This window comes from Alicyclobacillus sp. CIJ1 (genome assembly GCF_057538885.1).
Genome location: NZ_BAAJPH010000060.1, coordinates 70473 through 85788, shown reverse-complemented (window position 1 = coordinate 85788; position 15316 = coordinate 70473). Strand labels below are relative to the sequence as shown.

At 59.4% G+C, this 15316-nt stretch carries 22 protein-coding genes; 4 read left to right on the top strand and 18 right to left on the bottom strand.

The window, feature by feature from the left end:
• Positions 1-287 precede the first annotated feature (287 nt).
• Together AC27E8_RS01065 and AC27E8_RS01060 are read right to left on the bottom strand one after the other, a co-directional pair.
• Entirely contained in the window at positions 288-455 is a 168-nt protein-coding gene (locus tag AC27E8_RS01065; protein ID WP_487097782.1) for a hypothetical protein, read from the bottom strand.
• 115 nt (positions 456-570) lie between these two features.
• Complete coding sequence (locus AC27E8_RS01060; protein WP_487097784.1) at positions 571-1938, bottom strand: UvrD-helicase domain-containing protein; 1368 nt, start codon at positions 1936-1938, stop codon at positions 571-573.
• A 146-nt stretch (positions 1939-2084) separates the two neighbouring features.
• Between AC27E8_RS01060 and AC27E8_RS01055 the strand changes: the two genes are divergently transcribed.
• A complete protein-coding gene (locus AC27E8_RS01055; RefSeq protein WP_487097786.1) occupies positions 2085-2792 on the top strand; it encodes a metallophosphoesterase in 708 nt (235 codons plus the stop codon).
• A gap of 2 nt (positions 2793-2794) precedes the next feature.
• On the opposite strand, the gene AC27E8_RS01050 is transcribed toward AC27E8_RS01055, so the two are convergent.
• On the bottom strand, positions 2795-3514 hold the full coding sequence (locus AC27E8_RS01050; protein WP_487097788.1) for a class I SAM-dependent methyltransferase: 720 nt from the start codon (positions 3512-3514) through the stop codon (positions 2795-2797).
• A 104-nt stretch (positions 3515-3618) separates the two neighbouring features.
• Between AC27E8_RS01050 and AC27E8_RS01045 the strand changes: the two genes are divergently transcribed.
• Positions 3619-3966, top strand: a complete 348-nt coding sequence (locus tag AC27E8_RS01045; RefSeq protein WP_487097790.1) for a hypothetical protein — start codon at positions 3619-3621, stop codon at positions 3964-3966.
• A gap of 49 nt (positions 3967-4015) precedes the next feature.
• On the opposite strand, the gene AC27E8_RS01040 is transcribed toward AC27E8_RS01045, so the two are convergent.
• From AC27E8_RS01040 to AC27E8_RS01030, 3 genes are all read right to left on the bottom strand, one after another.
• A complete protein-coding gene (locus AC27E8_RS01040; RefSeq protein WP_014464415.1) occupies positions 4016-4717 on the bottom strand; it encodes a S1C family serine protease in 702 nt (233 codons plus the stop codon).
• Between the two features lie 87 nt (positions 4718-4804).
• Positions 4805-4975, bottom strand: coding sequence for a hypothetical protein (locus tag AC27E8_RS01035; RefSeq protein ID WP_014464416.1), 171 nt, complete (start codon positions 4973-4975; stop codon positions 4805-4807).
• A gap of 16 nt (positions 4976-4991) precedes the next feature.
• Positions 4992-5831: a DUF2797 domain-containing protein gene (locus tag AC27E8_RS01030; protein ID WP_487097793.1), complete on the bottom strand. Its 840-nt coding sequence runs from the start codon at positions 5829-5831 to the stop codon at positions 4992-4994.
• A gap of 67 nt (positions 5832-5898) precedes the next feature.
• Here AC27E8_RS01030 and AC27E8_RS01025 point away from each other — a divergent pair, with 67 nt between their 5' ends.
• Positions 5899-6555 (top strand): PrsW family intramembrane metalloprotease, encoded by a 657-nt coding sequence (locus AC27E8_RS01025; protein ID WP_487097795.1) that lies wholly within the window; start codon positions 5899-5901, stop codon positions 6553-6555.
• 1 nt (position 6556) lies between these two features.
• Here the strand turns inward: AC27E8_RS01025 and AC27E8_RS01020 are convergent, their stop codons facing one another.
• Together AC27E8_RS01020 and AC27E8_RS01015 are read right to left on the bottom strand one after the other, a co-directional pair.
• A complete protein-coding gene (locus AC27E8_RS01020; protein ID WP_487097797.1) occupies positions 6557-6931 on the bottom strand; it encodes a hypothetical protein in 375 nt (124 codons plus the stop codon).
• Between the two features lie 58 nt (positions 6932-6989).
• Positions 6990-7703, bottom strand: a complete 714-nt coding sequence (locus tag AC27E8_RS01015) for an SIR2 family NAD-dependent protein deacylase (protein WP_487097799.1) — start codon at positions 7701-7703, stop codon at positions 6990-6992.
• Between the two features lie 142 nt (positions 7704-7845).
• Between AC27E8_RS01015 and AC27E8_RS01010 the strand changes: the two genes are divergently transcribed.
• A complete protein-coding gene (locus AC27E8_RS01010) occupies positions 7846-8283 on the top strand; it encodes a helix-turn-helix domain-containing protein (RefSeq protein ID WP_487097801.1) in 438 nt (145 codons plus the stop codon).
• On the opposite strand, the gene AC27E8_RS01005 is transcribed toward AC27E8_RS01010, so the two are convergent.
• The 10 genes from AC27E8_RS01005 to scpB form a co-directional block, all read right to left on the bottom strand.
• Positions 8247-8441 carry a hypothetical protein gene (locus tag AC27E8_RS01005; protein ID WP_041695180.1) on the bottom strand — a complete coding sequence of 65 codons (195 nt, stop codon included), beginning with the start codon at positions 8439-8441 and terminating at the stop codon, positions 8247-8249. The two genes, AC27E8_RS01010 and AC27E8_RS01005, sit on opposite strands and share 37 nt — an antisense overlap.
• Entirely contained in the window at positions 8438-10210 is a 1773-nt protein-coding gene (locus tag AC27E8_RS01000) for an ATP-binding protein (protein WP_487097803.1), read from the bottom strand. Before AC27E8_RS01000 ends, AC27E8_RS01005 begins: the two co-directional genes overlap by 4 nt.
• On the bottom strand, positions 10207-10908 hold the full coding sequence (locus AC27E8_RS00995; RefSeq protein ID WP_487097805.1) for a response regulator transcription factor: 702 nt from the start codon (positions 10906-10908) through the stop codon (positions 10207-10209). The genes AC27E8_RS01000 and AC27E8_RS00995 overlap by 4 nt, the downstream gene beginning before the upstream one ends.
• 111 nt (positions 10909-11019) lie before the next feature.
• Entirely contained in the window at positions 11020-11544 is a 525-nt protein-coding gene (locus AC27E8_RS00990; RefSeq protein WP_487097920.1) for a YhcN/YlaJ family sporulation lipoprotein, read from the bottom strand.
• Between the two features lie 63 nt (positions 11545-11607).
• Positions 11608-12429, bottom strand: a complete 822-nt coding sequence (locus AC27E8_RS00985; RefSeq protein ID WP_487097807.1) for a pseudouridine synthase — start codon at positions 12427-12429, stop codon at positions 11608-11610.
• Between the two features lie 43 nt (positions 12430-12472).
• Positions 12473-13018 (bottom strand): spore maturation protein, encoded by a 546-nt coding sequence (locus AC27E8_RS00980; protein WP_487097809.1) that lies wholly within the window; start codon positions 13016-13018, stop codon positions 12473-12475.
• Positions 13015-13608 carry a nucleoside recognition domain-containing protein gene (locus AC27E8_RS00975; protein ID WP_487097811.1) on the bottom strand — a complete coding sequence of 198 codons (594 nt, stop codon included), beginning with the start codon at positions 13606-13608 and terminating at the stop codon, positions 13015-13017. The genes AC27E8_RS00980 and AC27E8_RS00975 overlap by 4 nt, the downstream gene beginning before the upstream one ends.
• A gap of 74 nt (positions 13609-13682) precedes the next feature.
• The gene (gene ytfJ, locus AC27E8_RS00970) at positions 13683-14087 is read right to left on the bottom strand and encodes a GerW family sporulation protein (protein WP_487097813.1); all 405 of its coding nucleotides are present in this window, start codon (positions 14085-14087) and stop codon (positions 13683-13685) included.
• 1 nt (position 14088) lies between these two features.
• Positions 14089-14499, bottom strand: coding sequence for a DUF2953 domain-containing protein (locus AC27E8_RS00965; protein WP_487097815.1), 411 nt, complete (start codon positions 14497-14499; stop codon positions 14089-14091).
• 253 nt (positions 14500-14752) lie between these two features.
• The gene (gene scpB / locus AC27E8_RS00960; RefSeq protein ID WP_487097817.1) at positions 14753-15316 is read right to left on the bottom strand and encodes an SMC-Scp complex subunit ScpB; all 564 of its coding nucleotides are present in this window, start codon (positions 15314-15316) and stop codon (positions 14753-14755) included.

Sequence of the window (15316 nt, the reverse complement as noted above, 5' to 3'; positions counted from 1 at the left end):
TCGGTCACAAGGACTTACGGGCTTGGTGGTCTCGTGTGTTTAGTTTTCAAGGAGCGATTCCCGCGCCACCGCGCGAATTTCCTGCCGCCTCGCGGGCGGCGAGAATGATACTATCACCGCCTCCCCCTCTGTGTCAAGGGGGTGCGCGAAAAAACACCAGGAACACAGCGCCAGCCGGAACGCTTGCAAACTGGCGCGCGTCAGCAAAAAAGAACACGCGCCGCCCTGCATGTCGGCGCGTTGGTCGAACCGCTCCCTTTACGAATGAACCGCCAGGTTGAAACCGTTTATCCTCGGCTCCCATGATAATAGTCCAGAAGGCGCTCCTGAACCCATTGCTTATTTTCTGCATCCGCAAACTCCCGCTTGATTTCCATGGGTGCATGGAAATCCGCCTGGTCTGAAAAGACAACGCCCTGCAAGTCTCCACCCTTCACCGGATGACTCCTCGTCATCTTCACCACTCCCCCAGGGTCGAATTCGCCGTTGATCTACAACAGATGATATATAACAGCTCTGTTTTGTCTTTATTGTATAAATGACAGCCCGAAAAGTCCAGCGATTTTTCAACTAATTTCGAACTTCATCGTTCTTCAGCGTGTCGTTCACAGGACACACTTCCATTCCCGACTCCAGCAAAAACGGATGAATGCGCCGCGGCGCTCCGTGCATCACACGAGGCACGAGCGCGTACAATTCATGTCGGGCTCGCGTCATGGCGACGTACAACAAGCGCCGCTCTTCATCGATATCGATGTCAAAAGTCGAACCAGGAGACACGGCCATATCAAGCAACGCCACGATATCCCATTCCTTGCCCTTGCTGTCGTGAAAGGTGCGAAATTCAACTCCCTTCGCGACAATATCCCACTGCGCTCCGAAGGCTCGCCGAAGCGCCATCCACGCGACGGCCAGCTGATGGCGCGTGCGCCCCAGGATGGCCGCAGAGCGCCCTTCACGTATCGCGCGGCGGAGCAGATGCGCCACAAGACGCCATTGCGCGGTTCGGTCGGGGACTTCATACGCCATGCAGACACCTTCTGCCTCGCTCACGCTGCGGAGCGGCTTATTCACTCGAACTTTGACGTGACGAATCAGCTGCGCGGCGTGACCTAAGATTCTTCGGTCGGATCTGAAATTCAAGGTGAGCAAGTATCGACGAGCGTTGGGAAGAACCTCCGCAGCGCGCTGGAGAAACACGGGCGAAGCGCCGCGAAAAGCGTAAATGGACTGATCGTCATCGCCGACGACGAAGGCTAAAGCGCCGTTTCGCTCCACGAGCGACGTGAGGAGAGCCCATTGTAGTTGATTCGTGTCCTGAAACTCATCCACCAAAATGTAGCTCATTCCAAACAGCCGTATCTTCGACGCCGAAGGCGACTGAAACAGATGGAGCGACGCGAGAAGAATATCGTCATGGTCCCAGCGGTTTAGCGCTCGCTTTCTGCGCATATATGACTCAAGAATTTGCTTTTCTTGATGGTCCACCTTGTCACTCTCCATCCCGCCGACCATCCGGCTATACAGCGTGAGATACGATTGGAGTTCGTACGTGCTCACGGCGCGGCGTTCGCCCAAAACGTCCACCACGGCTTCTCGCATGAGAGCGTACTGCTCCCGCTGGCCGAGGACAGGATACACTTGACAATCCGCCTCCAAAAGCGCTCGAAAAAAGACGGAATGAAACGTCCCCATAGTACAGGACTCCACGTCTACAGCGTGCAGTCGTTCGTGCCCTCGTAACTTCTGACGCATGTGTTCGGCAGCCTGCCTCGTAAATGTCATGGCGAGAATGCGCTGAGAGGGTATTCGTCCCGTAGCGATGACCTGCGCCAAATGTTCCGTCATCACGGTGGTCTTGCCACTCCCAGGCGCAGCCACCACGACAGACGAGGCGTTCTTGGGTTCGATCACGGCCCACTGTTCCTCCGTCCACATCCGATATCCCCCGCTCCCATTCAACACCTCTCAGGCACCTGCGTCGATGATGGCGGGGAGAATGCCAACTCCCTGGGAAAGCCTGCGTGAGAAGACGGGCAGAGTCAGCAAGTGTGATATCATGGAACGGTCAAGGGGGAAACACTGTGGCCATCTACGCGATCGCAGATTTGCACTTGGATACCTCGAACAGCAAACCGATGGATGTATTCGGACCAGCGTGGCGCGATCACGCCGAAAAGATCGCGCACCACTGGCACGAGCGCGTTCAAGAGAATGACATCGTGGTCATGCCAGGTGACATTTCTTGGGCGATGAAGCTCGAAGAGGCCACGCCCGACCTGGCCTGGATCGGACGTCTTCCTGGGCAAAAGGTGCTGATTCGTGGAAACCATGATTTTTGGTGGGGAGGGATTCAGCGGGTTCGCAAGGCGCTACCTCCGCGCATGTATGCCTTGCAGAACGATTGCCTTGTCCTTGACGACGTGTGTTTCGCAGGCACTCGAGGATGGACGCTGCCCCACCACCCTTCCTATCACCCGGAAGTGGACGAACCCATTCTCAAGCGGGAGATTCTGCGCCTCGAGCTGTCGCTAAAGGCAGCGGTCAAAGAGGAAAAGCCGATTCTGTGTCTGATGCACTACCCGCCCATCGACGCTCAACGTCTGGACTCTCCATTTCATGAACTGCTCGCAGCCTACGGCGTCCGAGCGTGCGTGTACGGACATTTACATGGCCCCGCGCATCGATTCGCGTTGAATGGCGAGATCGACGGGGTTCATTACCAATTGGTGAGCTGCGATTACCTTCACTTTATTCCATGGAAAATGCCAGACGAATGGTTACAGCCGTGAGCTCATCCCTTCGGTACAAGCAGAAACACGGCGTATCCAAGCGCCTGGCCAAAGCGCGCCATCCAAGCGAAATGCTCGGCTAGGGCACGCCCGACTTCGGGGTCCGAGAGTATGGCCGCATGGACGTCAGGAACGGGAGCTGAAGGCGGAACCTCACGCGCAAGACTCCAGATAGACCCCGTTCGCAACACCGCAGGCTGAAATCCAGCGGCAAGGAAACGATCCCGCCAACTGGAGAGCGTGGGCACTTCTCGCGTTCCATACACACGTGCGGCTTCTTCGTGCCATCCCGAGGGAGGACGGATAGGCGCCACCATCTCCACAAAGACGGCAAATCCGCTCGCCTTCAACACCCGACGCACTTCTTGCAACACCACCGGGATGTTCGTGAACACAAGGACCGATTCGCCAACCACGGCATCAAACGACGCGGTTGGCCACGGCAAGTCCTCTGCCGATCCCACGACCGTGTCCAACACGAGATGAGCCTGTTGAGCACGGGCGCGCACGCGGTCGATCATGTCCTGTCGAACGTCAAGTGCTGTGACGCGCATACCTCGTTCCGCAAGCCGCAGGGCGGTGGCGCCTGTCCCACACCCCACGTCGAGCACAGAGGCTCCCGCCGAAAGGGGTACGCGATTGAGCCACCACTCCGTCAACGCAAGTCCTCCAGGATGAGCCCCAACGACATCCGCTCGGCTCAAGGCATCTAAGTAGTCCACTCCAAGTTCCCCTTGACGATCGTACGCGCGCAAGCGCCCGTTGGATTAGGCGGTTGCGCCGTTCGAGCACCTGGTATACTTGGGCGAGGAGAGGAGGGGCGCTCGTGATCCCGATTGTTCGAGTCTTTGAAGCCTGCGTCGAGCAGCCGGGCGACGTGATGTTTCTACCTTCGGCGCTCATGTTCGTGCTCGAAAATGGTCAGTTCCACATCTACAGCGAGGGCTCGATGCACAACTTTTGGCGATCCGCCTGTACTCGCTATGCGTGGCACGAATTAGAGAGCGGGATCATCGTCGACGGGCATCATGTCCGCCTGATGGATATCACCGCGCAGTTGGAGCAACTTGTCCCGCGGAACGCGTGGACGGCCCGGCGGATAGTGCGGGTATGGTACGATCAGAATCCGCGTCAGCGCTTCTATTTGCGGCGACACGTCCAGCGCGGCTTCTGAATCGAACAAGCCTTCCCGGCCCCAATCCTGGACGTGGGGTCCATCGACATCACGCCTCACCCAGAATCGCCTTGACGCGCTGGCGAAGCACATCCGCTGCGATGGCAAACCCTATTCCTTGAGAACTCTGGGAGACTGCCGTGTTCATGCCGATGACCTCGCCCCGCAAGTTGATGAGCGGTCCGCCGCTGTTGCCGCGGTTGATGGCCGCGTCGGTTTGGATGAGGTTGGGATACTCGCGGTCGCCGATCTGGAGCGGGCGATTCTTGGCACTCACGATTCCGACCGTCACGGTGTGATCGAGCCCGAGCGGCGATCCGATGGCCACCACCCACTCGCCGACCTGGACGTCTTTGCTGTGACCAAGCCGCAAAACGGGCGACGGGACCGGGATGTTCGCCCAAAGTACTGCGATGTCGTGCTTCCGATCTCGTCCGACGAGATCGGCCTCGACCAGGTCCTTCCGGCCAAACACCCGAAGCATGATTCGATCCGCTTCCGCGATCACGTGTTCGTTGGTAAGGATGTAGCCCTTGGGGTGGAACATGAATCCTGTTCCGATATTGAGGGCAGCGCGTCCTTCTCGCGGCAAAGGCCGCTCCCAAGGAAAAAAGAGGGCGCGGTCTCGGTAGGGGGTTTGGATGACTTCAATGCCGACGACGCACTTTTTATATCGCTCCACAAGCCGGACGAAATTGGGTAGATGAAGCTGAGCGGCACGCTTACCCGGCGTGGAATGAGTCTTTTTCACCTGTCATCACCCCTTGGCGGGATCAAGGCCGATCCACGATGCGCTGTTCATTGTATTCGCCAAGAGGATGACGCGTGCCGCACGCGGCTAAGCGTCAAGCGTCCGGTACCGCACACCGTAATTGCCCCGCCGCGTGCGGTAGACCTGAACCGACGAGGCGTCCAGCCGCTGGCGCGTGCCGGAATCGCGAAGGTTCATGGCCACGTACATCGCGACCGCCTTCGAATCATACAGCCGCGCTTCGTAAATCCAGGTCATTCGTACCCCTCCCCGCCTAGTTTGCCCCCACCTCCGCCGAACATGAGGCGCTGCGGTGCTCCACAACCACCTCATGCCCCGCCCAGCGCTTCACGTTGAGCACGCCGTCGTCGAACAAGAGATACTGACCTTTGATTCCTCGAATGACCCCGCCCACCGCCTCATCCGAGGCAAGCACGAGGGAGGTGAGCATGACGTTGAAGCCCGGTTGCCGCGGATAGGCGAGACGTTCTGGCCGCACATCGGCAACCAGATAGGGGTGATAGGGTTCAGCGACAGAAGCCTGTACTTCGCGTGCGACCTCGACGAGCGGTCGATCCGGCCCAGCCTCGTCGGCCAACATCTTTCGCCAATGCGTCTTGTCCGCCATCCACTGCGAGATGTGCACTTCCAGATCTCCAGCGGTCTTCCGATCCGGCACCTCCGCAATCACGGCGGCCTCTATGGCTCCCTGATCCATCCAACGTTTGAGATGCCGTCCCTTCCGCGTAATCCCGACCTTGAATCCGCTGCTCCACGCGATGTACACGTAATGCGGCACCATACAGTGTGCCGCCGCGAACGCCTCGTCGCGACACGTCCCGAGGTGAAAATGGCATTGATGCGGCTTGACGATGCACAGATCGCACTCGGCCAGAGTCTGCACACAGGGAAAACAATATCCATTCTGATACAGCTTCTTGACGCTTCTCCCACAGGCCACGCAGCGAAGCGCGCCCGTCGCCCGAAACACCAGGGTATCTCCCACCGCAATCGGGATGGAACACGGCCCGTCCGCGCTCTCCAACCGCAGGCGGTATGAGACGGGCATGCCGAAGCTGGGTTCGAGTTCGCGCAAATCCCCCGTCCACAACATAAAACAGTCCCCCAGACGAAACACTACAACCGCTTCAAGCGAATCATACAAGAAAGAGGGAGCATCGATGTACATCGCGCTCGCCGTTCTGCCTGGACTGCTGCTCCTCGCACTGATTTACGCCTACGACAGACTCCACCCAGAGCCCAAGCGCGAGATCGCCAAGTTGTTTGGGTTAGGTGCGCTCGTAGTGCTGCCGGCCGGCGTGATCGAACGAGCTCTCTTGGACCACGCGTCGGCCCAACCCACCACGTGGCGGGGACTTTTGGCGACGGCCTTCTTTGTCGCCGGCATGGTGGAGGAGTTTCTCAAGGCTGCCGTATTCGAACGAACCGTCCTCGACCGCGGCCGTCTGCACGCTCCCGTCGACGCGATTGTCTACGCGTGCGCCATTGGACTTGGATTCGCGACCGTGGAAAACGTTTTGTACGTCACCAGTTCGGGGTTCTGGACGGCAGTCGTCCGGGCCCTCACCGCTGTGCCTGCGCACTTCATGTTCGCCATCCTCATGGGATATCAGTTCGCGCGCGCGCGGTTTCTCGGCACATCCCGAGCGTGGGGCTACATTGCACCCGCTATCGCTCACGGCGTCTATGACACGTTTGCACTCGCCGGATCGCTCATCGCGGACTTCGTCCTCGCGGGCGTGCTTTTCCTTCTCTGCGAATACAGCCTTCAGATCCTGCGGCGCGCCCGGCAGCCATGGCGCACTCGATGGACGTGAGTTATCGAAGGTCGTAACCCTGCGCGCCGAACGGGCGCGGGCCACTCGCGACCCCACGAAACACCAGCAGCCATGCGCGCTGGGCGCGGTAAATGCTCATCTCGGTGCGCTCGTCCAACATGAGCAGTTGGAACAGGTTCATATTCGTCTGGCAATACGGACTCATATGCTCGTCCTGCAGACGAAGGCCGAGGACGCGATGCCGATCTCGCTCGCGCAACTCGATACCGCCCTCTCCGTGAATCTCACCGATGTTCACCTCTAGGCGTGCAGCGTCTGCGCGATCCGCCACAAGGGTCTCGTACAGTTGGCGGAGAGAACGCGCCTTGCGGCTGCGATCCGTCACGAGCACGTAATGAATCTTGTCCGATTCCACAACATCCCCTCATCTTTGTCAGAACATGCGGTGCGGCGAGACCGCATCGCTGCTGTTACTATACTTCACCCGGGCAAAAAAGAGAATTCGAGCCACTCGCGCCTCCGAGCAAATAGGGAACCCAGTCCTCCGCATGATCGCGCACCCAAGCAATCGGCACATTACGCCTTCTCGCCACTTCGTACAATTCGCGAACTGGCGTCATCTGAAGTTCCGTACCCACGATGAGCAGCCCCCGCGCTTCCGTCACCCAGTCCAACGCTCGCGCAATGTGACGCACCTCTTCACCTTCCAGGACGAACCCTGGACGAAGCACGTCGCCACACGTCGGACACTTCGGAAGTGCTTCCTTCCACGCCAACGCAGACTGAAAAATGCCGCCGCACGCGTCGCACCGCAATTCCCGAAGATTGCCGTGCAACTCGATGACCCGCTTGCTCCCCGCAGCCCAGTGAAGGCCGTCGATGTTCTGCGTGACGACGGGAACGTCTGCGTGAGCCAGCGCCAAGTGTGCACGGTTCGGCCGCTTCCTCTGCCACTCCCTGGCGATGATTCGGAACGCCTCAAACGCCTCAAGGGGCTGTTCTCGCCATAGGGTCGGCTGAAACAAACGCCGTAGTGGAACACCCGCGACGACATCGTCCACAGTAGGCAAGCCACTCTCCACGCTGATGCCGGCTCCCGTGATGGCAACCAGGTGAGACTTCGGCCAAGTCCACAGATGTCGATGGACCCCCTTGGCAGGCGGTTTGCCAGAACAGTAGTATAACATTCAACAAATCCTTTCCGAGGTGATGCAGATAACTCGTACATAACAGTAAAGTTTATTCCCATTTTTGCATTTACAATGAAGCCGAGGCCTTGATACATTGTCGGTGAGTTAGACCATGAGGGGTTTCAGGGAGGAGATCGCGATGAAGGATTCATTTGGTGCACGTGTGAGAGCCATTCGTCAGAGCCGCGGTTGGTCCCAACAGGAGCTCGCCATGCGAGCGGGCGTGTCCACACCTCACATTTCTTCCATCGAACGCGACAAACGGAGACCCTCTTTGGATTACGCCAAGCGATTGGCCGACGCGTTAGGGGTACCGCTGCACGTGCTGTGCGACCCTGAGATGACGTACGAACCGAAGCGCATGCGGAATTCGGTTTACGAGCTGCCAACGCCGCTCCAACACTTCGTGCTCAACGAGGAATCATTCCCCTATTTGGAAGCCGCCCATCGCATGAGTCAATTGTCCAAAGAAGAAGCATCCTTTCTCTGGCAATTGATCGACGTGCTGGCTCAAAAGAAGAACCTGCTGACCCGGCTGCGTTACTTCGAACACCGTTCCGACTCAGACGAATCGTGAGCCAGTAAGATCTTCACACCGTACCGGCCGTTCTGCGTCTGAAACACCGAAAGATAGCGCGCATCGCTTGAGGACGCCACGGCGTCCTCAAGCCGCGCCAGGCGGCAGGAAGCTTGAAACTTGGTGTCATACAGCTTGGAATCGTACACCCACGTCATGAGACGCCTCCTCCTTCGCCGTCCTGATTCGAAAAAGCGAGTGGCAACACCACCGTGAACGTCGTGCCTTCTCCCAGCCGGCTTTCCACCAAAATCTCTCCGCGGTGCTCAATGACCAACTGGCGGGCGATGGCCAAGCCCAGTCCGGTTCCGGACCGCGACCGCGTGCGAGCTTTATCCGCCTTGTAAAAGCGCTCGAAAATATACGGGACGTCCTCTTCCGGGATGCCGCTGCCTGTATCGGCCACGCGGACGTAGGCATAGTCATGGCGAATGTCCAGCTCAAATCGAATGGTACCCTGAGACGTATGCCGAAATGCATTATCGAGCAAGTTCGTGAAGACCTGCTCCAGGCGATCCTCGTCGCCATCGACCATGACAGGATGATCCGGGATGGAAACTTCAAACGCCAATTGGTCCTCGTCGCCCGCAAGCGCCTGAAACTTGCGCGCCACGCGCCGCATGACCTGGGTGAGATCGACGCGCGCAAAATGGAGCTTGAATTGTCCGCTTTCCAGCTGGGCGAGGTTGAGGAGATCATTGACAAGGCGCTTCATGCGCATGGTTTCATCGTGAATGATCTCCGTCAACTCGCGGCGCATATCTGGATCATCCGAGATGTCGTCCAGAAGAGCCTCCGTGTATCCCTGCAACATGCTGAGAGGTGTCCTCAGTTCGTGCGAGACATTCGCGATGAAGTCCTTGCGGAGGCGATCCAGCCGCCTCTCCTCCGTGATGTCACGAAGGACACAGAGTGCGCCGCGCAACGTCGTGCCGTCCGCCTCGTACAAAGGGAGCATCGTAATGCCGATGGTGCGGCCGTCCCAGGTGTCTTCGCGGTACACCGCGTCCTGTTGTTCACGCACACGCACCCATAGGCTCATTAGACGATCCGGGAGTCTCTCCTCATCGACAATCCCGCGCTCTGCCACCGAGAGATGGCGCAGATGGCGCTTTGCGGGAGGATTTGCCAACACAACTCGGCCGTCGAGATCGGTCGCAACAACGCCGTCTTGCAGCGACGAAAGAATTCGCTGCAGTCCCTCACGTTCCATCGAGAGCTGCTCGATGGTCTCTGCCAACTGACGAGCGAGCGCATTGAACGTGTGCCCGAGCCGCCCCACTTCGTCGTTGGTCACCACGCGAACGCGCTGACGGTAGTGGCCGCGCGCCATTTCCTCGGCGGCTCGGGTCATGTCGACCAACGGACGAGACAGATTTTTCGAGATCACAAATGCAAATCCCGTCGCGAGAATCACGCCGAGCACCGTATCAAACAGCACCATGTTGCGAATCTCTCGCAATGGCTCGTCCAAGACGCTTGTGTCCTGCGAGACGGCCACGAGACCTGGTTGCGGCGCTCGGGCATTCGGGATCTGCACGTACACGGTGAGCCGATGCACTTTGCCAAAAGTCCCGCGCAGCGCGACCGGCTGACCGCGCGACAGCGCCTGCCTTTGCGCGGGCGTCATGGCGGCATAGGCTGCTTTCAGCGCCGCATTGGAGGTATACGGAATTCCATACACCACCGTCGCCCGCTCCACACGCCTGGCGATGTCACTCGCGACTTGCTCTTTGATGGAGCGATCCGTTTCCGTGGCGAGAACGGACTCGACGGTCAGCGCGAGCTGGGTAAGACTCGCCTCTTCGCGGGTCACAATGTACTTGTTAAAAACCTGCTGGAGCAAAACCGACAGGAGCGCCTGAATGACAAACACCATGCCGACGATCGTCAGCCACATCTTGGCTACGATACTATTTCGGATCACGAAGCCACCTCGAACTTGTACCCGACGCCCCACACGGTCACAATGTAGCGGCTCACCTCGGGCGAAGCCTGGCCCAGCTTTTCGCGAAGCCGTTTGATATGCGTGTCCACGGTGCGCTGATCTCCGAAGAACTGATAATTCCAAACATCCCTCAGCAGTTCTTCACGGCTAAAGACCTTGTCAGGGCGCTGAGCCATGTAGACTAAAAGGTCGAACTCCTTCGGGGTCAGATTGACCTCCTGACCGTTGACCTCGACGCGGCGCGCGTCGATCTGAATCTCCAAGCCGGGAAACGTAAGCGTTTGAATCGCATTTCGGCCATACTCCACTTCACCGGTGCGCTTGAGCATGGCCTTCACGCGCAGCACGAGTTCGCGCGGGCTGAACGGCTTGACGACATAGTCGTCGGCTCCGAGCTCGAAGCCGTGGACGCGATTTGCCTCGTCGCCCGCTGCGGTCAGCATCATAATGGGCACGTTGCTGTGCTGACGAATTTGCGCGCACACGTCACGACCGTCCATCCCGGGCAACATCAGGTCCAAAATAATCAATGCGTACGCCTGATTCAAAGCCTTGCTGAGTGCTTCTTTTCCATCAGCCGCCTCATCGACCTCAAACCCGTTTCGCTCGAGGTACATGCGAACCAATCGGCGAATCCGTTCCTCGTCGTCCACAACCAAGATTCGCGTCTGTGCCATGCCTACACCTCCGCCTGTGGCCCCTTCCGTCCCATTATACGGCCAGGAACGTTTGGCAAACAACGCAGCCGACCGAGCGTAAGCCCGGCCGGCTGCACGTTTGAAAAACGCTCAGGATGGGAACATGCGAACCACAGACGTTTTGAAGCTCTGCCAGACGCCCTGAACCGGATGGCCTTGCTGCATCATCCGCTGAAAGTGCTCAAACCTCGCGTACACGTCCGGATCCTCGCTGACGTACACCTGGCGGATCGCTGGAAATGCGGATTTCACGTGCTCCGCAATCTGGTCCTTGTTCGTCTGTTTGGAGCCGGCCGCTGGTGGCGTTTGAATGGCGAGATAAGCCACGTCGCCCATCACGAAGGCGATGGCCTGCTGTGCATAGCCGGATCGCACGAGATAGGAGGCGATGTCATTGGCCTCACGAAAGGTCGCGGCCGCCTGATCACCCATCGCTTGTCCTACGCGATCCGCTGCTTGCCCTGCTCGTTGGACGGTATTGGCCACAGCGTTGCCCGCCTGTCTCGAGGCCTGCGCGACACGGTTGGCGGCTTGTGACGCGTTGTCCACTCGCCCGCACCCGGTCACCACCAAAACCATGCACAGTGCGGCTGCAATCCGCGCCGACTTGATCATCGTCAACAGCACCCCCTCATCGTGTAGGATGCTGTCTCGAGCTCTGTCCATGCACACCGACGCTCAGTCGCGGCGGACGTTGCGATCTCGAGAAAGCGACCGCGCAGGACCCTTGCCGCCGGATTCGCGCCGGATCGTCGGCCGCCGGTACGGAGGCGGTGTCATGCCCGCCGTCTGGTACAACGCGACCCACTCATCCTGGCTCAGGGCACGCCATTGGCCCGTCTTCAGGTGACCGAGTGAGATAGGTCCGAATGCAATCCTCTTCAGTCGCAGCACGGGCAGCCCGAGCCGCTCGAACATCCTCCGCACCTGCCGATTTCGGCCTTCGTGAATGGCGAGATGGACGACGGCGACGCCGTCCTCGCCATCCGCCTGCCGAAGGACCTCGACCCTCGCGGGGGCGGTCACACCATCCTCCAACTCCACGCCCTCCATCAGGGCCCGCCGAGTTTCTCGATCCACGATCCCCCGCACCGAAACGCGGTACACTTTTTCGATCTCACGCGAAGGGTGAAGCAGCCTCTGCGTCAGTTCGCCGTCATTCGTGAATAGCAAAAGCCCGCTCGTGTCGTAGTCGAGCCGGCCGACCGGGTACACGCGTTCTCGGATCGGAGGCAAAAGTTCCATCACCGTGCGCCGTCCCAACGGATCGGATACCGTGGACAGATAGGCGACGGGCTTGTTCAACGCAAGCACCACTGGCTGCTCGAGCTCAATGGGCACGCCATCCACCGCGATGCGCTGACGTGACGGATCGACCTTTGCGCCCAACTGGGTCACAACCTCGCCGTCCACGCTGACCCGCCCGGCGAGGATGAGCTCCTCACACTTCCTCCGCGACGCGACGCCAGCATGTGCCAACACCTTCTGCAATCGTTCCATCCTAATCCGAACTCCCATCCTCCTGCGCAAAGAGCCAGGTTCGCTAGACCTGTATCATACCAGACACGAGCCAAACTGCGAAAACCGACGCGAGCACGCTGACGAAGTCGCTCATAAGCCCTACGGCGAGCGCGTAGCGAAACCGATAGATGCCCACACTTCCGAAATATACTGTCAAAATGTACAGCGTGGTGTCGGATGAGGCCTGCATGGTCGAGGCCAACAACCCCAAATGGGAATCGGGCCCGTGTTTCCGAAAAATGTCGATCATGAAGGCCAGACTGCCCTGGCCCGTGATGGGCCGCAGAATGCCCATCGGCGCCACTTCAGCAGGAACGTGCAGCCAGGTGAGGACCGGATCGAGCAGCTGAACGAGCCCGTCCATGGCGCCGGATGCGCGAAAGACACTCACCGCCACCATCATCGCAACGAGATGCGGGATGAGCCGAATGGCAGTCGAAAAACCGCCTTTGGCGCCTTGCACGAAAGTCTGGTAAATGGGCACCCGCCGCCAGGCTCCGATCACCAGGATCAGGCTCACGACAAGTGGGAGCGTCCATTCGCTGATGACGGCCAGTGCGTCGCTCATCGCACCTGCCTCCGATGGGAAAGCGCTCGAAAGAGACGATCGAGGACCAGTGCCGCACACGTACCGATGAGCGAGGCGACCAAGGTGGTAAGGACCACGGCCGAGGGATGAGCAGAATGGTACTGCATGCGGATGGCCATGACGGTCGTGGGAATCAACGTGATGCTAGCCGTGTTCACGGCCAGAAGCGTGCACATGGCGTCCGAGGCCCTGTCCGGATGAGGATTCAACTTCTGCAGTTCCTCCATCGCCTTAAGGCCTAGAGGCGTCGCGGCATTCCCAATGCCCAGAAGGTTGGCGCTCATGTTGGCCAAGATGGCGCCCATCGCGGGATGATCGGCGGGGACTGAAGGAAACAGGAGGCGAGCGACGGGCTTTAACTTTCGAGCCAGCCAAGCTACGGCACCGGCGCGCTCTGCGATGTGCATAAGCCCCATCCACAGACTGATGGCGCCGATAAGACCGATGCACAACTCCACGCCGCTTTCCGCGCCTTTCAGGATGGCGCTGGACACCATCGGCATGCGGCCGGTGACCATCGCAGTAGCGACGCCGGAGAGGAACAACGCAAGCCAAATGAAGTCGATCACGGCACGGCACCTCCCGCGGGGCGAACTTGTCCCGTACAAGGAGTATGCCGGAGGATCGGACCGTATGACGGGCCTCACATGACCGGAGGATCCGACGTCTTTTGCTTGGAAAATAGGCTCTGGATTCGCTCCAACATGGCGGGCGCGAGGTCAATCAGTCGGTCGTACAGCTGATTCTGGTGATCCGCCGACAGGAGCCGAACATTGTTGCCGTGCACAATGAGAAAGCCAATCGGCGTGATGGAAACGCCGCCCCCCGATCCGCCTCCGAACGGGAGATCGCCTTGTCCCTGACCGTGCGCGTCCCCTCCCTCAAACTGACTTCCGCCGGCTGCAAACCCAAAGCCCACTTTCGACACTGGCAAGATGACCGTTCCGTCCGGCGTCTCGACCGGATCGCCGATGATGGTGTTCACGTCCACCATCTCGCGAAGATTCGACATCGCGGTCTGCATGAGACCCTGAATGGGATGATCCACGTTACGACGCCCTCCTCTTCCAAGCCGTCAACATGCGAAGTCCTGCAGCTATAACGTACCCTGTGCGAATGCGCACTATGCTCCTCGCGTAGATGGTCAACAAGACATCCTGGAACGCGGGAGCAATGGAGACGGTCGGAACGCGGTGCATCCTCACTCGACTGCCAATCCAACCCAAAATTGTGTAGATGGCGGCGTAACACACGCCCACGAGCACGCCTGTCTGAACGGACTCCCCGGCGCCCATTCGAGCTTCCAGCTGCAATTCTTCGACGTGGACATGCGGCGCCATGCGATCGAGCGCGCGAAGCGCCCGGTGCGCGAAGGATCGCCAAGCGTTCAGCGAGAGCGAGGGGCGGCTGGGCTCGAGCAGACGGTCCGCCGTCGGACCGCGCCCTCTCTTTGGCTGCACCCTGCCCTCCCCACTCGCCCACCTCCACCGCAGCCGGACCAATCCATACATCGCTCGAACGTGGGCGCGGATTTCGTCCGATCCCGCACGCCTGTATTCCACCTCCACGCGGATGGGGGCCGCCATGAAAAGGACGCACAGCGCCACACACAGCCCGCATGCGATGCCAATCCAACCGAATCCCATGGATGCAGGCACCTCACTCGCACTCACGAGCTAGGGTGCACCCAGAACCTGGTCGATATGCAATCTCTCAGTCCCGCGCGAGATCTGACGACATCGCGAACAAATCGGGCCGCCCCTCCTTTCCTGCAAAATCGGGCAGCGGCGGAAGTTCGTCCAAGGATCTCAATCCAAACTGGCGGAGAAACTCCATCGTGGTCCCGTATAAAATCGGCCGACCCGGTCCGTCCTGCCGCCCCACTTCTTGGACAAGCCCCCGGTGGATAAGAGTGGCGAGTGCGCGATCCGACTGTACGCCCCGAATCTCCTCGATTTCGGCACGCGTGATGGGCTGCTTATACGAGATGATAGCCAGAACTTCCAACGCGGCCTGTGACAGACTGGAACGGGCAGGTTGATCCGCCATCCGGCGAAAATACGGTGCAAACTCAGGGCGCGTCACGAGTTGCCACGTGTCTCCTGTGTGGAGCAGCGTCAGCCCTGAGCCACGTTCCTCCAAGTGCGCGGCGAGCAGGTGGCAGAGATCGCGCGCCTGGCCCTCCGACACGTCCAACACCTGCGCAATCTCGCGGGTCGACATCCCCTCCGAACCGGCGGCGAACAACACCGCTTCAAGCGCAGCGACCAATTCCAT